Here is a 20736-nt window from a genome sequence, read left to right on the forward strand (position 1 = left end):
TCCCGTATGCCGGGAGCCGGGCACCGCGGACAAACCGGTGGCCACCGGGGTGGCCGGGTCGACAGACTGCGCCCATGCGTGAGGACCTCGAGACCCGACCCGTCGACCTGCTCGACCCGGCCCAGCTGGACGTCGCCCGCGCGTGGATCGGGGTCCACGCGGCGGTGCAGCGCGACCTCTTCGGCGACCGGGGGAGCGCCTGGACGCTCGAGGAGGTGCAGGGCTTCGTGCGCGGGTCGGACAAGAAGCGCGTCGCCCGGGGCGTGTGGGCGGGCGACCGGCTCGTCGGTGCGCTCGAGGTGCACCTGCCCCTGCGTGACAACCTGCGCAGCGCGCTCCTCTGGCTGTCCGTCGAGCCGTCCGCGCGCGGCCGCGGGGTGGGGTCGGCGCTCGTCGTCGAGGCCGAACGCATCGCGGCCGAGCACGGGCGGAGCACGCTGCTCGTCGAGACCGAGTGGGCGGAGGGCGGGTCGGACGCCGCTGAGGCGTTCGCCACCGCGCGCGGCTACGTCGTGGCGCAGACGGTGCTGCGCAGCGAGCAGGCCCTGCCGGCCGACCGCGGTGCCCTCGAGGCGGTCGTCGCCGCGCCCGGCGCGGAGGACTACCGGCTCGAGTCCTGGGTCGACGACATGCCGGACGCGTGGCTCGACGACCGTGCGGTCCTCCAGCAGCGGATGAGCACCGACGCCCCGTCGGACGACCTCGACCTCGAGGAGGAGGACTGGGACGCGGGCCGACTGGCCGAGGCCCAGCGCCGCGCGACGGAGTCCGGCCGCCGCGTCGTCGAGTCCGTCGCCCGGCACCTGCCCAGCGGGCGGCTCGTCGGGTTCACGACGATCGGGGTCTCGGCCGGCGAGCCGGGCCTCGGCTACCAGCAGGACACCCTCGTGCTCAGGGAGCACCGCGGCCACGGGCTCGGCCTGCGGCTCAAGGCGGCGAACGCGCTGCGGATCATGGACGAGCTGCCCGAGGTGACGGCGGTCCGCACGTGGAACGCCGCCTCGAACGAGCACATGCTGGCCGTCAACCGCCGCCTCGGCTACGCCGTCGACGGCTACAGCCGCCAGTGGCAGAAGACCACGGGAGGGGCCGGTGGGTCCGGCGTGGGGGGCGGCGCTCCGCAGGGGTGAACCGGGCGGCCCGGATGCGCGTCGTGGCAGGTACTAGGACCAAAGCCCGATGGTGGCTGCCCGGCCCGCGGCGGCACGGTTGGACCACAGCACCTCGCTGACCGCCTCGGATCCTCCGGCGCGGCAACCGACCAGGAGGTCACCATGAGCATCCGCCGCACCGTCGCCGCCACCACCACCGCTCTCACCCTCGGCCTCGCCGCGGCCGGCGCGGTCGCCCTCGCCCCGGCCGCGTCGGCCAAGGGACTCGAGGTCCGCGCCACCGGCACCTGCTCCGCCGGCGTCACCGCGAAGCTCAAGGCCAAGCAGGACGACGCGCGCATCCAGGTCGAGTTCGAGGTCGACGCCAACCGCAACGGCCAGCGCTGGAACGTCGTCCTGAGCGACAACCTCGTCGTCGTGCACCGCGGCACCGCCACCACCGTGGCGCCGAGCGGGTCGTTCTCGGTCAACAGGCTCATCGCCAACCGCGCGGGCTCCGACGTCATCCGCGCCACCGCGACCAACCCCACCACCGGCGCCGTGTGCCGCGCCGCGCTCACCTACCCCGGCTGACCCGCGACCAGCCTCGCGACCCGTCAGCCCCGTCCTCGACCGCACCGAAAGGCCACTCCGATGCGCCGCCTCAGTCTCTCCGTCGCCGCCGTCGCCGCGCTCGTCCCCGCGACGCTCGGGCTGCTCGGCAACAGCTCGTTCGCCGAGAGCGTGCCCGCCCGCGTCCCCGCCGCCGCCCAGGTCGTCGGCGCGGACGGAGCCACCTCGACCCCGACCCCCGCCACCGGCACGCCGACACCGTCCGGGACGGCCGAGCCCGGCGACGACCACGGTGGTGACCGGCCGCGGGCCACACGGACCACGGAGGCCGGCGACGACCACGGCGGTGACCGGCCGCGGGCCACGCGGACCACGGAGGCCGGCGACGACCACGGCGGCGGGAGCGGCGGCGGGAGCGGCGGCGGGAGCGGCGGCGGGAGCGGCGGCGGGAGCGGGAGCGACCGGCCGCAGGCCACGCGCACCGCCGAGGCCGGTGACGACCGCGGCGGGGACCGCCCGCGCGACACCCGCACCGAGTCCGGTGACGACCGCCGCTCCGGCTCCGGATCCGGCTCCGGCGGCTCGTCCTCGGGCCGGCACGGGACGGGCTCGTCCGACGCATCGCGCTCGTCCAGCTCGTCCGGCTCGTCCGGCTCGTCCGGCTCGTCCGGCCGGCACGGCTCCGACGACTCCGGATCGGACGACCACTGACGTGCTGTCCCACCAGAGCAGTGACCACCACGACCCCGGCGCCCTGCGCCCCGGGGGCGTGGCGGTCACCCGTCCGGGAGACCCCCCGCTCCCGGACGGGCACCCCGCCGTCGGCCCAGAGGATCCCCCGTCGCCCCCCGCGTGGTGGACCCTGGCCGACGGCGTGGTGCCGCCCCCGACCCGCCCCCTGCCGAGCCGGCGCCGCACCCTGCTCCAGCTCGGCCTCGCGGCCGTGGCCGTCATCGTGACCGTCGTCGTGGGCACCTCGTTCGCCGCGAGCCGGCTCGCCGAGCGCGAGGCCGTCACCGACGCGGCCCACACGACGAACCTGCTCGCGCTCGCCGTCGTCCAGCCGGCGCTCGAGGACGCGCTGCTCACGGGCGACGCGGCGGCATACGCGGCCTTCGACCGCGTCGTGCGCGCGCGGGTGCTGCCCAACGGCATCGTCCGCGTCAAGCTGTGGACGCCCGACGGCACCGTCGTCTACGCCGACGAGTCCCGGCTCGTGGGCCAGCGCTTCCAGCTCGGCGACGAGCAGCGCGAGACGCTGGCCAGGCCGACGACGCGCGCCGAGGTCTCGGCCCTCGACCGTTCCGAGAACGAGTTCGAGCGCTACGGCGGCAAGCTGCTCGAGGTCTACCGGCCGGTGTGGACGCCCTCGGGCTCCGAGCTGCTCTTCGAGGTGTACGGCGACTACGAGCCGGTGAGCGCCCGCGCGTTCGACCTGTGGCGCGGGCTGGCCGGGGTGCTGACGAGCAGCCTGCTCCTGCTGCTCGTGCTCCTCGCCCCGCTCATCTGGCGCCTCCTCGACCGGCTCGGCGCCGCGCAGGCGCAGCGCGAGAGCCTGCTGCGCAGCGCGGTCGACGCCTCGGCGGGGGAACGGCGCCGGATCGCCGCCGACCTGCACGACGGCCCGGTGCAGGACCTCGTGGCGAGCTCGCTCGTCGTGAGCGGCGCGGCCGAGGCCGCACGTGCCGACGGCCGGCCCGCGCTGTCGGCGAACATCTCCGAGGCCGCCTCGACCGTGCGGGCGAGCATCGCGAGCCTGCGCTCGCTCCTCGTCGACCTCTACCCATCGCGCCTCGCCGACGCCGGCCTGGCGGCCGCGGTCTCGGACCTCGCCCGCCCACTGGCCGGCCGCGGCATCCACGTGGACGTGGCGGTCGACGACGACGAGGCGGCGCGGCTCGGCGAGGCCGCCCAGCAGGTGGCGCACCGGGTCGTGCGCGAGGGGCTGCGCAACGTCGTGCGCCACGCCGACGCGCGGCACGTGACGATCCGCCTCGGCCGAGCCGGCGTCGAGGACGGCGTCCTCAGCTGGGAGCAGGACGTCGACGAGGACGTCGACGACGTCTTCGACCCCGACCACGACTCCGACCCCGGTGACCACGACCCGGCGCGACCCGTCGTGCTCGTCCTGCACGACGACGGGGTGGGTTTCGACCCCGCCGCCGTGCTGCCCGGTCCCGAGGGCCACTTCGGCATCCGCGTGCTCGCCGACGTCGCGACCGACGTCGGTGCCGTGCTGCGCGTACGATCTGCCCCGGGCAGGGGCACGACGTGGCTGCTCGCCCTACCCGTCGAGGAGGACCGATGACCACCGTCGTCGTCGTGGACGACCACCGGCTCGTGCGTGCCGGCCTGCGCACGATCCTCGACGCGAGCGACGACCTCGAGGTCGTCGGCGAGGCCGCCGACGGCGCGGAGGCGGTCACCGTCGTCGCCGCGACGAGCCCGGACGTCGTGCTGCTCGACCTGTCGATGCCCGGCGTCGACGGCATCGAGGCGATGCACCGTCTCCGGGCGGCCGGGCTGCACACCCCCGTCGTCGTGCTGACCTCGTTCGCCGAGGCCGACCGGGTGCGGGCCGCCGTCGAGGCGGGGGCGATCGGCTACCTGCTCAAGGACAGCGAGCCGGGCGACGTGCTCGACTCCGTGCGCGCCGCCGCGGCCGGCCACGCCCCCCTCGACCCGCGCGTGGCCGGGGCCCTGCTGCCGTCGTCGGCGCGACCGGCACCCGGCCCGACCCTCAGCGGGCGCGAGCGCGAGGTGCTCTCGCACGTGGCGCAGGGCCTGGCCAACAAGCAGATCGCCCGCACGCTCGGCATCAGCGAGCGCACCGTCAAGGTGCACCTCGGCAACGTCTTCCGCCAGATCGGCGTCGGAGACCGCACGTCCGCAGCCCTCTGGGCCCGCGACCACGGCCTCGGCTGAGAGGACGGCGAGCCCGACACGCCGCGGGAATGCCGGCGGGGGCCTCGTGGTTGGCACCCGTGGCCCTGCCTCATCTGATTATGCCCGTCCCAAGCGGGACTTATATCTTGGCTGGTGGCCGTCCCGTCCCGTCCGTCCTCCCAGGAAGTGCTCCCCATGCGTTCGAGGTCCGTCCTCACCGCCCTGTTCGCCGCGATCCTCGCCGTCGCCCTCACCGCCTGCAGCAGCGGGTCCGGAGGCGGCTCCGACCTGCAGTCGGTCAAGGATGCCGGGGTGCTGCGGGTCGGCACCGAGGGGACGTACTCGCCGTTCTCCTTCCACGACCCGAAGACGAACGCCCTCACCGGCTACGACGTCGAGGTCGCCAAGGCCGTCGCCGACAAGCTCGGCGTCAAGGTCGAGTACGTCGAGACGCCGTGGGACGCGATCTTCGCCGGCCTCGCCGCCGACCGCTACGACGTCGTCGTCAACCAGGTGACGAAGAACCCCGAGCGGGCCGGTCTCTACGGCCTCAGCTCGACGTACACGTGGTCGGAGGGGGTCATCGCCACCCGGGCCGACGAGAGCTCGATCACCTCGCTCGCGTCGCTCAAGGGCAAGAAGTCCGCGCAGAGCCTGACGAGCAACTGGGCCACCGTCGCCAAGGACGCCGGGGCGCAGGTCGAGTCGGTCGAGGGCTTCACCCAGGCGATCACCCTGCTCAAGCAGCAGCGCGTCGACGCCACCGTCAACGACAGCCTCGCCGTGCTCGACTACCAGAAGTCGACCGGCGACCAGGGCGTCAAGATCGCCGGCAAGACCGGCGACGTCTCCGAGCAGGCCGTCGCGACGCGCAAGGGCTCCGACCTCGTCGCCGCGATCGACAAGGCCCTCGCGGACCTCAAGGCCGACGGCACGCTGGCGAAGATCTCCGAGAAGTACTTCTCGGCCGACGTCTCCGTGAAGCCGTCCGCCGCGACCGCCTCGTGACCGACCGGTGAACGACCAGACCGTCTCGCTCATCCTCGACTCGCTGGGGCCGCTGCTGCGCGCCACAGTGACCTCGACGATCCCGCTGACCCTCGTCAGCTTCGTCCTCGGGCTCGCGCTGGCGCTCGGCGTCGCGCTCATGCGGCTCTCGTCGGTGCGCATCGTCTCCGGGGTGGCGCGCGTCTACGTCTCGCTCATCCGCGGCACGCCCCTGCTGCTCCAGCTCTTCATCATCTACTACGGCCTCCCGGCGATGGGGGTGCGCTTCGACCCGTTCCCGGCTGCGATCCTCGCCTTCACCCTCAACGTCGGCGGCTACGCGGCCGAGGTGATCCGGTCGGCGATCCTCTCCGTCCCCAAGGGGCAGTGGGAGGCCGCCTCGACGGTCGGGATGGGCTACGTCACCACCCTGCGGCGGGTCGTCCTGCCGCAGGCCGCCCGCACCGCGATCCCGCCGTTGTCCAACACCCTCATCTCCCTCGTCAAGGACACCTCGCTCGCCTCGACCATCCAGGTCACCGAGCTGCTCCGCGTGGCCCAGGAGGCCGCGGCGCCGACGTACCAGTTCTTCGCCCTCTACGGCGTCGCCGCCGTCTACTACTGGGTCGTCTGCCTCGCCCTCTCGTTCGGACAGTCCCGCCTCGAGGAACGACAGAACAGGTACGTCGCCACATGACCGACACCACGACTCCCGCGGGTTCGCCTGCAGCGCAGGGCCGCTCCCTCGTCTCGGTCTCCGGACTGGCCAAGTCGTTCGGCGACCACGAGGTGCTCCGCTCGATCGACTTCGAGGTCGCGCCGGGCAGCGTCACGGTGCTCATCGGCCCGTCGGGTTCGGGCAAGACGACGGTGCTCCGCTCGCTCAACGCCCTCGACGTCGCCGACGCCGGGGTCGTGCGCATCGGTGACGTCGAGGTCGACTTCGCCGCACCCGTCGGCAAGACCGAGGTGGCCACGCTGCGGGCGCAGAGCGGCATGGTGTTCCAGTCGCACCACCTCTTCCCGCACCTCACCGTGCTCGAGAACGTCACCGCCGGCCCGGTGCTCGCGCAGCGGCGCGACCGTGCAGCGGCCGAGGAGGAGGGGCGCGAGCTGCTGCGCCTCGTCGGCATCGCCGACAAGGCGGACGCCTACCCCTACCAGCTCTCCGGTGGGCAGCAGCAGCGCGTCGGCATCGCCCGTGCCCTGGCGATCCGCCCGCAGCTCATGCTCTTCGACGAGCCGACCTCCGCGCTCGACCCCGAGCTCGTCGGTGAGGTGCTGACGGCGATGAAGGACCTTGCGGCGCAGGGCTGGACGATGGTCGTCGTCACCCACGAGATCCGCTTCGCGCAGCAGGTCGCCGACCAGGTGCTCTTCATGGACGGCGGCGTCATCGTCGAGCGTGGCACGCCCGAAGAGGTGCTGACCCGTCCGCGCACCGAGCGTGCCCGCCAGTTCCTCCACCGCATCCTCGACCCGCTCGACTGAGCGCGGCTGCGCTGCAGGCCGTCTCGCGGCGATCGCCCTCACCGGCCGGATGCGTCCGCCGGCGTCAGTCGACGACGTCCGCCCGGTCGACGGCGCGCTCCACGACGCGCGCCATGTCGGCGTAGCCGACGTCGTTGGGGTGGAACTTGTCCGAGGCCAGCCGTCCGCGCCACGAGCGCGGCCCGTCGCCGCGCATGTCGACGAGGACGAGGCGTCCCGCGGCGTCGCGCTCGCGCAGCATGGCGTCGACGGCGCGCGCCTCGCGGTGCGGGTTCGGCAGGTTCGAGACGAGGGCCCCCGCGGGCAGGCGGTCGAGCAGCTGCTCGAAGCGCTCCACGAGACCGCGGCGGTGGCGGCGCACGACGACGTCGTTCGAGCCGATGACGACCGTGACGAGCGCCGGTGGGGTGGCGAGGGCCTCGAGCGTCGGGAGCTGGCGGTCGAGCACGTCCTCGACCCGCGCGCCGTTGACGCCGAGGTTGACGAGCCGGTGGTCCCAGCCGCGCGCCGTGAGGCGCTCGCTCAGCTGGCCGACCCACCCGCGGTCGGGGGCGCTGGCGCCGATGCCCTGCGTCATCGAGTCGCCGAGGGCCACCCAGAGCGGCCCGGGCTGCGTGAGCGCGCGCCGGTTGTGCGACTCCCACCACACGGCATACGGCTCCACCTGCTCCTGCACGGCGCGGATGCCGGGAAAGACCGCCGAGAGCGCCGAGAGCACGGGCCCGCGGGGCCGCTCGCTGCGGTTCGAGTAGTGGAAGTCCGGTGCCACGACGGCAGCATCGCAGACGAGCGGCCCGAGGCGCCGGGGGCCCTCGGGACCCGGCGCCTCAGGGCATAGGCTCGTGGGCATGTCTGACGAGCACGGTTTCTCCACACGCGCCATCCACGCCGGCCAGGAGGCCGACGCGCTCACGGGCGCGGTGGTCACCCCGATCTACCAGGTCTCGACCTACAAGCAGGACGGCATCGGCGGCTTCCGCAGCGGCTACGAGTACAGCCGGAGCGCCAACCCGACGCGCACCGCGCTCGAGGAGTGCATCGCCGCGCTCGAGGGCGGCAGCCGCGGCTTCGCCTTCGCCTCCGGCCTCGCCGGGCAGGACACCGTCGCCCGTGCGCTCCTCGTGCCCGGCGACCACGTCGTCGTGCCGAACGACGCCTACGGCGGCACGTACCGCTACTTCAACAAGGTCGCGAAGCCCCAGGGCATCGAGCACTCGATCGCGAACATGGGCGACGTCGAGGCCGTGCGCGCGGCGATCCGTCCGGGTCGCACCAAGCTCGTCTGGGTCGAGACGCCGACCAACCCGCTCCTCGGGATCGCCGACATCGAGGCCATCGCCGCGGTCGCGCACGAGGCCGGCGCGGCACTCGTCGTCGACAACACGTTCGCCACGGCCTACCTGCAGAGCCCGATCGCGCTCGGCGCCGACATCGTGACCCACTCGACGACGAAGTACTCCGGCGGCCACAGCGACGTCGTGGGCGGCGCCGTCGTCACCGCGCCGACCATCGCGGTTCCCGGACTCGAGGACGCCGAGGAGCGGATCGCCTTCCACCAGAACAGCATCGGCGGCGTCGCCGGGCCCTTCGACTCGTGGCTCACGCTGCGTGGCCTCAAGACGCTCGCGATCCGCATGGAGCGCCACTGCGACAACGCGGAGAAGGTCGTCGAGTTCCTCGAGGGCCACGACGCCGTCTCGCAGGTGCTCTACCCGGGCCTGCCCGACCACACCAACCACGACGTCGCGACGCGCCAGATGAAGCGGTTCGGCGGCATGGTCAGCTTCCGCCTGCGCCGGGGCGAGGACGCCGCCGTCAAGACGTGCGCGGCCGTCAGCCTCTGGACCCTGGGCGAGTCGCTCGGTGGCGTCGAGTCGCTCATCGAGCACCCGGGCCGCATGACGCACGCGAGCGTCGCCGGCACCGAGCTCGAGGTGCCCGCCGACCTCATCCGGCTCTCCGTCGGCATCGAGGACGTCGACGACCTCATCGCCGACCTGCGCGAGGCGCTCGACATCCACGGCTGACGCCGGCCACGACGACCGCGACCACCGCGACCCCGCTCATGACGATCCTCGCCGTCGACTTCGGCTCGACGTTCACCAAGGCCGCCCTCCTCGCCGACGACGGCACCGTGCTGCGCACGGCGTCGACCCCGACGACGGGCACGCAGGGTCGGGGGGACGTCCTCGACGGCTACCGGTCGCTGCGGGCCACCCTCGACGTCGACGACGACGCGGTCGTCCGGGCCTGCTCGAGCGCCGGGGGAGGCCTGCGGCTGGCCGTCGTCGGCTACGAGCGGAGCGTCACGGCGCAGGCCGGCCACCGGGTCGGGCTGTCCGCGGGGGCCAAGGTCGTGCACGTCGCCGCCGGTGAGCTGACGACGTCCGACGTGGCTGCCGTCCGCGCCGCTCGCCCCGACCTCGTGCTGCTCGTCGGCGGCACCGACGGCGGCAACGGAACCGTGCTGCTGCACAACGCCGCCCGGCTCGCCAAGGGGGCCCTCGGCGGTCACGGCTCGCGTGCCGTGCCGGTCGTCGTCGCCGGCAACGTCGACGTGCGCGACGCGGCGGCCGCGACGCTCGCGACGACCGGCCGCCCCACGGTGCTCGCCGACAACGTGCTGCCCGAGATCGGTGTCATCGCCCCGGAGTCGGCGCGGGCGGCGATCCGGGAGGCGTTCCTGCGCCACGTCATCGGCGGCAAGGGCCTCTCGCGCGACCCCGCCTTCGCCGCGATGGTGGAGGCCGCGACGCCCGACGTCGTGCTGCGCGGCGTCGAGGTGCTCGCCGCCGTGGCCGGCGGGGGCGACGTCATGGTCGTCGACATCGGTGGCGCGACGACCGACGTCTACTCGTGCCTGACCCCCGAGGGCGAGGACGCCGGCCTGCGCAAGGACGTCGTGGCGCCGCTCTGGCACGCCCGTACCGTCGAGGGCGACCTCGGCATGCGGTGGAACGCCGAGCACGTCGTCGAGGCCGCCGAGTCCGAGCACCTGCTCGCCACGGTGCCCGACGCCGACGCGCTGAGGGCGTATGCCGCCCGCGTCCACGAGCGCCCCGGCTCCCTCCCCGTCGACGACGACGAGCGCGGGCTGGACCTCGAGCTGGCCCGCCTCGCGGCGCTCGTCGCCGTGCGCCGCCACGCCCGCCCGGCCCAGCCGACCGAGTCGCCCCGGCCGCTCGCCAACGTCACGGCGCTCGTGGGCTCCGGCGGAGTGCTCCGGCACGGTGGCCCGGCCGCGCGCGACCACGTGCTGGGCGCGGTGCTGGCCGACCACGCCGGCGGCTGGAAGGTGCCGCGCGCGGCGCGCACGGGGGTCGACACGGCATACCTGCTCTTCGCGGCTGGCCTGCTGGCCGCGGACGAGCGCACCCACGAGCTCGCCCGCACCGTCGCCGCCCAGATCACCCCCTAGACCGTCGAAAGGCCACTTCTTGCGGGTCCCCGCCCGTCGAAAGGCCACTTCGTGCGGGTCCCCACCCGTCCAGGGGCCACTCTTCGTGGGTCTGCGCCCGTCGAGTGGTCGCTTGTCCACACCCCCCGTGGCCGCGCCCGGCGTCATGCACAGGTGACACGTCGAGGGTCGCGCGGTGAGCCGAGTCGCCGGACCGTCGGGTCATGGACGCCCAAGACCTCCCTCCCGACCTGCTCCGCCGTCCTTTCCGGACATCGGAGGCCCTGCGCAGGGGCGTGACGCCCTCGCGCCTGCGTGCCGGCGACCTGTGGACGCCGACGCCGGGCGTTCGCACCCTCGAGATCCCGATGACCCTGTGCGAGCGCGCGTGCGCGTTCGCCGTCGTGGCGCCCGTCCCGTTCGCCTTCGCCCACGCGACGGCGGCCCGTCTGCTGGGAATCCCGCTGCCGTATGCGCTCGATGAAGACCCACACCTGCACATCGTCACGCGCACCGAGGCGAACCGCGTGCGGCGCTTCGAGGTCGTCGGACATCGCGGCCTCGAGTCGCGTGAGGTCGTCGAGGTCTGTGGATTGCCGGTCGTGGGTCCTGCGGACACGTGAGCCGACCTCGGGGAGTACGTCGGCGCAGGCCTCCCCGTGGGCTTGGACGACCTGATCGTGGCGGGCGACGCGGCAGCGAACCTCTTGGGAGCGATCGCGCCGCTCAAGCGGGCGGTCGAGGTGCGAGTGCGTCCGCGGGGCAAGGTGACGCTGACGTTCGCCCTGCCGAGGATCCGTATGGGTGCGTGGTCACCCATGGAGACGCGCAGCCGCCTCATGGTCACTCGCGCCGGACTACCGGAGCCGCGACACAACCTCCCCGTCGTCAGTCGCACGGGCACGTGGCTCGGGTTCGGCGACCTCGTCTGGGAGGAGCAGCGCGTCATCGGGGAGTACCAGGGCGTCGAGTTCCACACCCGTCCTCGCGACAAGACCCACGACGATCTCCGCCGGGACCGGATCGAGCGTGGCGACTGGTCGGTCGTCGACATCGTCGCGGCGGACGTGTTCGATCACGACGATCGTGCGGCGAAGCTGCGCGAGCTCGCCGGCGTCCTGGGAGCCAACGTCCATCTCCTCGACGTCATGGCCGCGGCTCCGCAGTTCTTCGCGCCCGCGCAGTTCGCCCGGCCGCGCCGACGACGGTCCTAGCCGGCGGACCCACGAAGTGTGGCCCCTCGACGGTCGGGGACCCACGAAAGGTGGCCTTTCGACGGTTGAGGGTGGGGGGTGTGCGAACGGGCCGGGTCCCGTTCGGGACCCGGCCCGTTCGACGGGTCTGCGGTGCTCAGCCGGTGTAGGGCTTGGCGGCGATGATCTTGACGTCGATCGTCTTGCCGTTGGGGGCCTCGTAGCTCGTGCTGTCGCCCACGCTCTTGCCGTGGATGGCGGCCCCCATGGCGGACTTCTCCGAGAAGACCTGCAGGTCGGAGCCGTCGGCGATCTCACGGTTGCCGAGCAGGAAGGTCTCCTCGTCACCGAAGATCTCGACCGTCACGAGCATGCCGGGCTCGACGACACCGTCGTCGGGGGGCGTCTCGCCGATCGTCGCGGTCTGGAGCAGCTCGGTGAGCTGGCGGATGCGGGCCTCCATCTTGCCCTGCTCCTCGCGGGCGGCGTGGTAGCCGCCGTTCTCCTTGAGGTCGCCCTCTTCCCGGGCCTCCTCGATCTTGCGCGCGATCTCGATGCGACCTTCGCCCGTCAGCTGGTCGAGCTCCGCCTTGAGGCGGTCATGGGCCTCCTGGGTCAGGAAGCCAGCGGCAGTCTCGGTCACTGTTGTCACTCCTTGGATGAACAGCGCCCACGCGGTGCTCGCGTGGGCGCCTGCACAAAAGAAAGGGCCCGAACCGTGGTGTCACCGACTCGTGATGCCGGTCGGCGACGGGTCCGGACCCTGGATGAAGGATTCAGGATAACAAAGTCGGACGCATCCGCGCAGTTCACGCACGGTTTTCCACCGTGCGGGCCGGGTGCGCGGTGGGCCGGCCCGCTGCGGCGGGCCACCGGCTCAGGAGCAGGTCTTGACCTGGCCCGTGACCGCCCGCGACGTCGTGCGCAGCAGCGCCGACTCGTTCGTCGTCTCGTCGGGGCTCGCCGCGACCGTGACCCGTGCGGTGCCGACGGGCGAGAAGTCGCGGGCGAGAGCCTCGATGGTGCACGTGAGGGCGGCGCCGCCGGGGCGCGTGACCTGCCAGTCGACGCGCACCTGCTGGTCGCTGACGACCTTGTAGCCCAGCGTCTGCCAGCTCGCTTGGCCGAGCGTGGCCGAGAGACCGAACCAGATCGCGAGCGCGGTGCCGGCGAGGACGCCGACCGTCCCGACGACCCACCACTTCAACTGGCCGGGTGCGGGGCGGGGCAGGGTCGTGCGCGACGGCATACGGGGTCCTGGCGGGTCGAGCCCGCGCGCTGGGAGCCGCGCGGGAGTGAGAGGATGGCGGACGGGTCCAGTGTCTCCCATGACACGGCGAGTGCTCGCACGGGCCCGGGGTGCCCGGTGGCCGTGAGCCTCCGGCGACACCCCACCGACGACGCGAACGAACAGGGAGCCACGTGGCCGAGGGCATGCGGTTGATGGCGGTGCACGCGCACCCCGACGACGAGTCGAGCAAGGGCGCGGCCACGACGGCGAAGTACGTCGCCGAGGGCGCGTCGGTGATGGTCGTCTCCTGCACGGGTGGCGAGCGCGGCGACATCCTCAACGAGAAGCTCAAGGGCGACCCGCACATCCTGCGCGACATCGCGCAGGTGCGCCGCGACGAGATGAAGGCCGCGCAGGACGTGCTCGGCTGCGAGCACACCTGGCTCGGCTTCGTCGACTCAGGCCTGCCCGAGGGCGACCCGCTGCCGCCGCTGCCCGACGGCTGCTTCGCCCTCGAGGACATCGACGTGACGACCGAGGCCCTCGTGCGCGTCATCCGCGCCTGGCGCCCGCACGTCATGACGACGTACGACGAGAAGGGTGGCTACCCGCACCCCGACCACATCATGTGCCACACGGTGTCGATGGCCGCCTTCGAGGCCGCCGGCGACCCGAGCCGCTACCCGCACGCCGGCGAGCCGTGGCAGCCGCTCAAGATCTACTACAATGGCGGCTGGACGCGGGAGCGCCTCGAGGCGATCCACGACGCCATGGTCGCCGAGGGCCTCGAGAGCCCGTATGCCGAGTGGTTGGCCAACTGGAAGCCGCGCCGCTCCGGGCGGCCGACGACGACGATCGCCTGCGCCGACCACTTCGAGACCCGTGACCGCGCGCTGCTCGCGCACGCCACCCAGGTCGACCCCGACGGCTTCTGGTTCCAGGTGCCGCTCGAGATCCAGCGCCGCGTCTGGGGCGTCGAGGAGTTCGAGGCGGCCGTCACGTACGTGCCGCTCGCCGACGGCGAGGACGACCTCTTCGCAGGGCTCGGCAGCGTCGCGGAGGCCGACGCCCTCGCGACCCGCGGCGACCTCGAGATCGTCCACGACGGCCGCATCACCGAGGAGCCGGAGGCCGAGGAGCCCGAGGCCGAGCGGCACGGCGACAGCTCGGACACCCACGTCGACGAGGACGAGACGGCGGTCCGGCGATGAGCGGCGGCGGCAACCTCCCCGTCGGCCCGGGCATCTGGGGCTTCGTCGCCTTCTTCGTGCTCGCGCTCGCCCTGTGGCTGCTCGTGCGCAACATGAACACGCGGCTGCGCCGGATGGCCTACCGCGACCGTGAGCGCGCCGAGCACTTCGCGGCCGACGCCGACCCGACGGGCGCCGGTCAGCAGGCCGGGTCCACCCGGTTCAACGGGTCCACCGGGTCCACCCGGTTCAACGGGTCCACCGGGTCCACCGGGTCCACGGACGCGACGGAGTCCGGGAAGCCGGCCGGGCCCACGGAGCCGACCGGCGAGGCGCCGAGGCCCTGAGGTCCCGGCACCCGGCATCCGGCCGACGACGAACGCCCCGACCGATCGGTCGGGGCGTTCGCGCGTGCGGCTGCGGGGACGGCGCTCAGGTGGCGACCTGGTAGCCGACGACGGCGAGCGCGACGGCGGCGAAGTGCGCGAGGAAGCCGCCGAGCGTGAAGGCGTGGAACACCTCGTGGAAGCCGAACCACCGCGGCCACGGGTTGGGCTTCTTCGTGCCGTAGACGATGCCGCCGGCGGTGTAGAGCAGGCCGCCGATGCCGATGAGCGAGCCGATGAGCGGGCCGCCCTCGCGCCAGAACGGCACGACGTAGAAGACGGCGGTCCAGCCGAGCGCGATGTAGAGCGCGGTGTAGAGCCAGCGGGGTGCGCCGACCCAGAAGACGCGGAAGAGGACCCCGGCGACGGCCCCGCCCCAGATGACCGAGAGCAGCAGGCGGGCCTGGTCGCCGGGCAGCAGCGTCACGGCGAAGGGCGTGTAGGTGCCGGCGATGATGAGGTAGATGTTCGAGTGGTCGAAGCGCTTGAGCAGCCCCGACATCCTCGGGCCCCACGTGCCGCGGTGGTAGACGGCCGACACGCCGAAGAGCAGGGCCGCGCTCACGGTGAAGACGAGCGAGGCGGTGCGCACGGCTCCGGGGTCGGAGACGAGCACGAGGGCGAGGCCGCCGAGGACGGCGACCGGGAACATGCCGAGGTGGAGCCAGCCGCGCAGGCGGGGCTTGACGACGGCGACGAGGTCGGCGACGGGGCCTCCGCTCGGGGGCGTCGGCGTGCGCTGGGGGTCGGTGCTCATGGTCCCGAGTGTAACCTACGCAACCGTAGGTTACGCAGTCGTAGGTTGGGGTCGACGGCAGGTCGGGCCGGGGCCTGTGGAGGTCCCGTGGGGGCCCGGTGAAGGATCGGCGGAGGTTCTGCGCCGATCCGCGACGCGCCCGCCCGGCGCCCGCACGACCGCCGCGGCGGCGCGGATCGCGAGGGGTACGGTAAGGACCGCCGACCCGAGCGGGTCTGCCCCTGTCCCGAGCGGCGTGGACGAGCGAGTCGACGAGGAGGCCCCGTGGGGTGGCGCGATGTGGTCTACGGCGCGTACGAGCGCCGGGTCCTCAAGGATCTGCCCCAGGGGTCGCTGCCGCGGCACGTCGCCGTCATGCTCGACGGCAACCGCCGGTGGGCCCGTGCTCGCGGTGCCGGCACGGCGAGCGGCCACCAGGCCGGGGCCGACAAGATCGAGGAGCTGCTCGGCTGGTGCCGGGAGGCTGGGGTCGAGTACGTCACCCTGTGGCTGCTCTCGACCGACAACCTGCGCCGCGCCGAGGAGGAGCTCGCGCCGCTGCTCAAGATCATCGAGACGGCCGTCTCCGACCTCGCCGACAGCGGCACCTGGCGCCTGACCATCGTCGGCGCCCTCGACCTGCTGCCCGCCGAGACGGCCGAGAGCCTGCGCCGCTCGGCCCGGCGCACGGCCGACGTCGACGGCATGACGGTCAACGTGGCGGTCGGCTACGGCGGGCGGCGCGAGATCGCCGACGCCGTGCGCGACCTGCTCCTCGAGCGCGCGGCGGCGGGGGAGTCGATCGAGCAGATCGCGGCCGGGCTGACGGCGGAGGACATCGCCGGCCACCTCTACACCAAGGGCCAGCCCGACCCCGACCTCGTCATCCGCACCTCGGGCGAGCAGCGCCTCGGCGGCTTCCTGCTGTGGCAGAGCGCGACCTCGGAGTTCTACTTCTGCGAGGCGTACTGGCCCGACTTCCGGCACGTCGACTTCCTCCGCGCGCTGCGGGCGTATGCCGGCCGGCACCGTCGGTTCGGCGGCTGACCGTGCGTGCGGGGCGGGGGTGGGGAGTGCTCCCCATTGTCCGGTTCGAGTGGGCCACGTAGGTTCTCGGGAGGCAAGGGCACCGGCCGTGTGGGCGCGGGGGTGCGGTCCGTCGTTCCGCCGACATCAGGGGAGAGCAGAGATGGCGATCTACAAGAAGGGTGCCGACCCGGTGGCGCTGCGCGCGTCGGCCGACCGGATCACCGGTCACGCCCGCGAGTGCGACACCGTCAAGGGTGAGGCGAGCCGTGCCGTGCACGCGCTCAAGGGCCAGTGGGGTGGCGCGGACCTCGACCACCTGATGAACCGCTGGCCGCCGGTCGAGGCGCAGCTGACCCAGTTCGGCACCGACCTCGGCAAGCTCGCCGAGGCGTTGCGGCGCAACGCCGGCGCGCAGGACACCACGAGCGGCCAGGGCGGCACCGGCCCCGGCCTGCCGCAGGGTCCCGGCCTGCCCGGGATGCCGGGCACCCCGGGCCAGCCGGGCGGGCCCTCCAACCTCGGCGGCGGTGGGGGCGAGGACGGCACGTCGCCGCTCGACGGCATCGCCAACGCCATGACGATCTTCGGCATGCCGAGCCTGCTCGCCCAGACGGCGGCCTTCGGCTCGGTGTTCTCTCGCTCGCAGGGCGCGCTCATGAGCGGCCGCTACCTGTCGAACATCACCGAGATGATGCGCGTCGGCGACAGCATGATGGACGTCTTCCCGGGTGCCTCGCGCTTCGCCGCCGGCGCCAACCTCTTCGCGGACGCCTGGGACATGAAGGGGCTCTCCGGCCTCTTCGCCGAGGGCAGCGCGGCCGGCAACGCCGTCGGCAGGTTCGGCGTGCTCGGCCCGGTGGGCATCGGCCTCAGCGCCGCCCAGCTCGGCGTCTCCATCGCCGAGGGCGACACCGAGGGCATCATCACGAACGGCCTGAGCACGGGCCTGGCCGCGGGCGCGGTCTTCGCCCCGCCGCCGATCAACATCGCCTGCGGCGTGGCCGGCCTCGGGGTCGCGGCCTACCAGAACATCCCGGCGGTGCACGACGCCGTCAACGCCGTCGGTGAGGGCATCGCCGACGTCGCCGGTGACATCGGCGACGCCGCCTCCGACGCGTGGGACTCCGTCACGAGCATCTTCTGACCCGCCACGACCCGGGCGCCGGCGCACCGCCGGCGCCGGGTCGGGCGCGCACGACACGGGCCGGCACGACAAGATGGGTGCCGTGCCACAGGGACCGATGAAGGAGCACCTCAATGTCCATTGCCACTGACCCGTTGGCGGGCTCGGACCTCGCGCGCGTGCCGCTGCCCGACGACGTGTACGGATTCGGCTGGGCCGAGATCCGCTACCTGCTCGGCCGGCACGCGACCGAGAGCTCGCGGATGACGGTCGCCTCGCTCGGCTTCGACGCCGCCCCGACCGACGAGCTCGTCGGCGCCGCGGGGGTGGCGTCGCTGCTCGCGCGCGGGCTCGCGCAGCCGGAGGGCGACCACGCGGTGAGCCGCGGTGAGGCAGCGGTGCTCGAGACCGTCTTCGCCCGCGCGAAGCGCTGGAGCGGCATCAGCGTGCGCGACGGCGACACCGGTGACCTCATGGTCGTCATCGAGGACGGCGACATCATCGCGCTCCTGCAGCCGCGCAGCCTCGGCACGTGGTTCGTCGGCCTGACCGACGCCGTCGACCGGCCCGCCGAGGTGCTCGCGCGCGCGGTCGAGCAGCTGCGTGCCGCGCACGGCGGCACGTCGCGGTTCGCCATCGAGACGCGCACCCTCGAGGGCAGCGTCGGCACCCGCTACTTCCGCCCCGACGCCTCGGGCTGGACCGTCGCCGACGAGCGCGACGCGCAGCCGCGACCGGTGGCCGACGGCCTCGAGCGCGAGCTCGCCCAGCTGCTGCCCGGGGCGCCCGCGTGAGCGCGCCCACCCCTCCGCCGAGCGCGGGCGCGCGGCCGGGTGACCCGCCGCCGTATGCGTGGCTCGACGACCCCGCGCAGCCCTTCGGTCCCGTGGGGATCCGCACGACGGTCGTCATCGGCTCGGCGCTCGGCGCGATGGGCCTCTTCGGCCTGGCCTTCGGCCTCCTCGGCGGTGACCAGGGCCGCGCCGCGCGGCTCGGCGTCGGCATCGTCTTCGTGCTCATCGGTGCCGTCGTGGTCCGGATGGGCACGGCCCGCCGGGCGTGGCGTGACCGCAACCCCGGCGTCGACCCGCTCGCGGCCGCCGTCGAGTCCGGCGCGAACGTCGGCAGCGCGTTCGGCGACCAGTCGCGGGTCGGCCGCTTCGGGCGCTGGCTGCTCGTCGCGGTCTGCGCGTTCGTGACGATCGTCATGGCCCTGGCCCTGCGGCGCGCCGTGACGGGGGAGACCCCGACGAGCGCGGGCGCGATGGTCGTCATCGTGCTGCTCGGCCTCTTCGCCGCCGTCATCGGCGTCATGGCGGCGATGCGCACCCGCCCGCCCCGCGGCTGACCCGCCCCGCGGCTGACCCGCCGGGCAGCTGACCCGCCGGGCAGCTGACCCGCCGGCCGGCCGGGCGGCCGACCCGGCCGGGCGGCCGACCCGGCCCTCCGCGGGCCCGCCCGGCGCCGGGACAGGGCCGGACGCATACGGCCTCGGGTGACGGCGTCGTGTCGCGCTCGTGTCGCAGAGGTGTCGGCGCCGGTGACCCCAGCGACGGAGGGTGAACACCGTCGCGACACGAGCCCGCGACACGCGTCAATGCGCGTCGTCGCGGCGCGGCGGTCGTACCGTCGTCACAGCGGACGGCACCCGCCGGACGCTGCCAGGAGGCCCACCCATGGAGCAGTCGCTCAGGACGGAGGGCCGGGCACGACGCCACCCTCTGGTGGTCGCCCGGCACCTCGGGAGCGAGTAGGCGCGCGCAGGCCGCGCGCCGGTCAGGGAGTGGGAATGGCTGGACAGGGAACGGGTTCGCCCGACACCGCCACGGGGACGACCACACGCGCGCGCACGCCGGAGACCAAGACCTACGTGCTCGACACGTCGGTGCTCCTCTCCGACCCGCGGGCCATGCTCCGGTTCGCCGAGCACGAGGTCGTCCTGCCAGTCGTCGTCGTCACCGAGCTCGAGGGCAAGCGCCACCATCCCGAGCTCGGCTACTTCGCCCGCCAGGCGCTGCGCCTGCTCGACGACCTGCGGGTCAACGAGGGGCGCCTCGACAAGCCGGTCGCGGTCGGCGCCGACGGCGGCACGCTGCGGGTCGAGCTCAACCACACCGACCCGTCGGCCCTGCCGGCCGGCTTCCGGCTCGGCGACAACGACACCCGCATCCTCGCGGTCGCGCGCAACCTCGCGAACGAGGGCGCCGACGTGACGGTCGTCAGCAAGGACCTGCCGATGCGGGTCAAGGCGTCGGCGTGCGGGCTCGAGGCGGAGGAGTACCGCGCCGAGCAGGGCGTCGACTCGGGCTGGACCGGGCTGCACGAGCTCGAGGTCTCCTCGGAGGAGCTCGACCAGCTCTACGACCGGGGACGCATCGAGCACGCCGGCGCGGCCGAGCTGCCGTGCCACACCGGTCTCGTCCTGCTCTCGCCGCGGGGAAGCGGTCTGGGGCGGGTCGGGGCCGACAAGCAGATCCGGCTCGTGCGCGGCGACCGCGACGCGTTCGGCCTGCACGGCCGCAGCGCCGAGCAGCGCATCGCGCTCGACCTGCTGCTCGACCCCGACGTGGGCATCGTCAGCCTCGGCGGGCGGGCCGGTACCGGCAAGTCGGCGCTCGCGCTCTGCGCCGGCCTCGAGTCGGTCATGGAGCGCCGGGTGCAGCGCAAGGTCCTCGTCTTCCGCCCGCTCTTCGCCGTCGGCGGCCAGGAGCTCGGCTACCTGCCCGGCACCGAGGCGGAGAAGATGAACCCCTGGGGACAGGCGGTCTTCGACACCCTCAGCGCCCTCGTCTCGACCGAGGTCGTCGAGGAGGTCATGGACCGGGGCCTGCTCGAGGTGCTGCCGCTCACGCACATCCGGGGGCGCTCGCTCCACGACGCGTTCGTCATCGTCGACGAGGCGCAGTCGCTCGAGCGCAACGTGCTGCTCACCGTCCTGTCGCGGATCGGCCAGAACAGCAAGGTCGTGCTGACCCACGACGTCGCCCAGCGCGACAACCTCCGGGTCGGTCGCCACGACGGGGTCGCGGCGGTCATCGAGAAGCTCAAGGGCCACCCGCTCTTCGCGCACGTGACGCTGACCCGCAGCGAGCGCAGCCCCATCGCCGCGCTCGTGACCGACCTGCTCGAGGGCCTCGACGTGTGACCTGATCCACGTCACGTCGGCTCCCCGGGCACGCGCGGCCCGGGGAGCCGATGCGTTTCGTCCGCTTTGCGGCGGCCGGAACCGCCCCGGGCGCGGGCCGCGATTTGCCCTCGGCTAGTTTCGGCTGGCACGGTGGAGGCAAAGATCTCGGATTGATAACGGCGTTTCGCTACGACGCGGAGGGGCCGACCGGGGTCGACCTCCCCCTTGTACCGACCGGGCGCCGCCCGTCGCGGGCCCCGCCCGTGACGACCTGAGCCCGGCACTGCCCCGAGACC

General features: G+C 73.7%; 23 protein-coding genes. 19 read left to right on the forward strand and 4 right to left on the reverse strand.

The window, feature by feature from the left end:
- Positions 1-74 precede the first annotated feature (74 nt).
- The 8 genes from ABT295_RS17990 (at position 75) to ABT295_RS18025 (ending at position 7028) form a co-directional block, all read left to right on the forward strand.
- Complete coding sequence (locus tag ABT295_RS17990) at positions 75-1130, forward strand: GNAT family N-acetyltransferase (RefSeq protein WP_352395765.1); 1056 nt, start codon at positions 75-77, stop codon at positions 1128-1130.
- Positions 1131-1274: 144 nt separating this feature from the next.
- Positions 1275-1685 carry a hypothetical protein gene (locus tag ABT295_RS17995; protein WP_352395766.1) on the forward strand — a complete coding sequence of 137 codons (411 nt, stop codon included), beginning with the start codon at positions 1275-1277 and terminating at the stop codon, positions 1683-1685.
- A 60-nt stretch (positions 1686-1745) separates the two neighbouring features.
- Positions 1746-2375, forward strand: coding sequence for a hypothetical protein (locus tag ABT295_RS18000; RefSeq protein WP_352395767.1), 630 nt, complete (start codon positions 1746-1748; stop codon positions 2373-2375).
- A 163-nt stretch (positions 2376-2538) separates the two neighbouring features.
- The gene (locus tag ABT295_RS18005) at positions 2539-3972 is read left to right on the forward strand and encodes a sensor histidine kinase (RefSeq protein ID WP_352395768.1); all 1434 of its coding nucleotides are present in this window, start codon (positions 2539-2541) and stop codon (positions 3970-3972) included.
- Positions 3969-4589 carry a response regulator gene (locus ABT295_RS18010; RefSeq protein ID WP_352395769.1) on the forward strand — a complete coding sequence of 207 codons (621 nt, stop codon included), beginning with the start codon at positions 3969-3971 and terminating at the stop codon, positions 4587-4589. The genes ABT295_RS18005 and ABT295_RS18010 overlap by 4 nt, the downstream gene beginning before the upstream one ends.
- A 156-nt stretch (positions 4590-4745) precedes the next feature.
- A complete protein-coding gene (locus ABT295_RS18015; protein WP_352395770.1) occupies positions 4746-5558 on the forward strand; it encodes an amino acid ABC transporter substrate-binding protein in 813 nt (270 codons plus the stop codon).
- Positions 5559-5565: 7 nt separating this feature from the next.
- The gene (locus ABT295_RS18020; RefSeq protein WP_352395771.1) at positions 5566-6234 is read left to right on the forward strand and encodes an amino acid ABC transporter permease; all 669 of its coding nucleotides are present in this window, start codon (positions 5566-5568) and stop codon (positions 6232-6234) included.
- Positions 6231-7028, forward strand: coding sequence for an amino acid ABC transporter ATP-binding protein (locus ABT295_RS18025; protein WP_352395772.1), 798 nt, complete (start codon positions 6231-6233; stop codon positions 7026-7028). The genes ABT295_RS18020 and ABT295_RS18025 overlap by 4 nt, the downstream gene beginning before the upstream one ends.
- 64 nt (positions 7029-7092) lie before the next feature.
- On the opposite strand, the gene ABT295_RS18030 is transcribed toward ABT295_RS18025, so the two are convergent.
- Positions 7093-7797, reverse strand: a complete 705-nt coding sequence (locus ABT295_RS18030; RefSeq protein WP_352395773.1) for an SGNH/GDSL hydrolase family protein — start codon at positions 7795-7797, stop codon at positions 7093-7095.
- Between the two features lie 79 nt (positions 7798-7876).
- Here ABT295_RS18030 and ABT295_RS18035 point away from each other — a divergent pair, with 79 nt between their 5' ends.
- The 4 genes from ABT295_RS18035 (at position 7877) to ABT295_RS18050 (ending at position 11639) form a co-directional block, all read left to right on the forward strand.
- The gene (locus ABT295_RS18035) at positions 7877-9055 is read left to right on the forward strand and encodes a cystathionine gamma-synthase (protein ID WP_352395774.1); all 1179 of its coding nucleotides are present in this window, start codon (positions 7877-7879) and stop codon (positions 9053-9055) included.
- 38 nt (positions 9056-9093) lie between these two features.
- On the forward strand, positions 9094-10446 hold the full coding sequence (locus tag ABT295_RS18040; protein ID WP_352395775.1) for a glutamate mutase L: 1353 nt from the start codon (positions 9094-9096) through the stop codon (positions 10444-10446).
- A gap of 203 nt (positions 10447-10649) precedes the next feature.
- Entirely contained in the window at positions 10650-11048 is a 399-nt protein-coding gene (locus ABT295_RS18045) for a hypothetical protein (protein ID WP_352395776.1), read from the forward strand.
- Between the two features lie 42 nt (positions 11049-11090).
- Entirely contained in the window at positions 11091-11639 is a 549-nt protein-coding gene (locus ABT295_RS18050; RefSeq protein ID WP_352395777.1) for a hypothetical protein, read from the forward strand.
- 136 nt (positions 11640-11775) lie between these two features.
- On the opposite strand, the gene greA is transcribed toward ABT295_RS18050, so the two are convergent.
- Both greA and ABT295_RS18060 read right to left on the reverse strand, forming a co-directional pair.
- Positions 11776-12261: a transcription elongation factor GreA gene (gene greA, locus ABT295_RS18055; protein ID WP_352395778.1), complete on the reverse strand. Its 486-nt coding sequence runs from the start codon at positions 12259-12261 to the stop codon at positions 11776-11778.
- A 234-nt stretch (positions 12262-12495) separates the two neighbouring features.
- Entirely contained in the window at positions 12496-12867 is a 372-nt protein-coding gene (locus tag ABT295_RS18060) for a DUF4307 domain-containing protein (RefSeq protein ID WP_352395779.1), read from the reverse strand.
- A gap of 173 nt (positions 12868-13040) precedes the next feature.
- Between ABT295_RS18060 and mca the strand changes: the two genes are divergently transcribed.
- The gene (gene mca, locus ABT295_RS18065) at positions 13041-14060 is read left to right on the forward strand and encodes a mycothiol conjugate amidase Mca (RefSeq protein ID WP_352395780.1); all 1020 of its coding nucleotides are present in this window, start codon (positions 13041-13043) and stop codon (positions 14058-14060) included.
- Positions 14057-14386 carry a hypothetical protein gene (locus tag ABT295_RS18070; RefSeq protein WP_352395781.1) on the forward strand — a complete coding sequence of 110 codons (330 nt, stop codon included), beginning with the start codon at positions 14057-14059 and terminating at the stop codon, positions 14384-14386. Before mca ends, ABT295_RS18070 begins: the two co-directional genes overlap by 4 nt.
- Before the next feature lie 85 nt (positions 14387-14471).
- Here the strand turns inward: ABT295_RS18070 and trhA are convergent, their stop codons facing one another.
- The gene (gene trhA, locus ABT295_RS18075; protein WP_352395782.1) at positions 14472-15182 is read right to left on the reverse strand and encodes a PAQR family membrane homeostasis protein TrhA; all 711 of its coding nucleotides are present in this window, start codon (positions 15180-15182) and stop codon (positions 14472-14474) included.
- A gap of 264 nt (positions 15183-15446) precedes the next feature.
- On the opposite strand from trhA, the gene ABT295_RS18080 reads away from it, so the two are divergent.
- The 5 genes from ABT295_RS18080 (at position 15447) to phoH2 (ending at position 20458) form a co-directional block, all read left to right on the forward strand.
- On the forward strand, positions 15447-16208 hold the full coding sequence (locus ABT295_RS18080) for an isoprenyl transferase (protein WP_352395783.1): 762 nt from the start codon (positions 15447-15449) through the stop codon (positions 16206-16208).
- Positions 16209-16350: 142 nt separating this feature from the next.
- A complete protein-coding gene (locus ABT295_RS18085; protein WP_352395784.1) occupies positions 16351-17334 on the forward strand; it encodes a WXG100 family type VII secretion target in 984 nt (327 codons plus the stop codon).
- Between the two features lie 113 nt (positions 17335-17447).
- Positions 17448-18107, forward strand: a complete 660-nt coding sequence (locus ABT295_RS18090; RefSeq protein WP_352395785.1) for a hypothetical protein — start codon at positions 17448-17450, stop codon at positions 18105-18107.
- A complete protein-coding gene (locus tag ABT295_RS18095; RefSeq protein ID WP_352395786.1) occupies positions 18104-18661 on the forward strand; it encodes a hypothetical protein in 558 nt (185 codons plus the stop codon). The genes ABT295_RS18090 and ABT295_RS18095 overlap by 4 nt, the downstream gene beginning before the upstream one ends.
- Positions 18662-19222: 561 nt before the next feature.
- The gene (phoH2, locus tag ABT295_RS18100) at positions 19223-20458 is read left to right on the forward strand and encodes an RNA 5'-3' helicase PhoH2 (RefSeq protein ID WP_502991218.1); all 1236 of its coding nucleotides are present in this window, start codon (positions 19223-19225) and stop codon (positions 20456-20458) included.
- The last annotated feature ends 278 nt before the right edge of the window (positions 20459-20736 follow it).

This window comes from Terrabacter sp. NPDC000476 (assembly GCF_040300125.1).
In the GTDB taxonomy this organism is placed as follows: Bacteria; Actinomycetota; Actinomycetes; order Actinomycetales; family Dermatophilaceae; genus Terrabacter.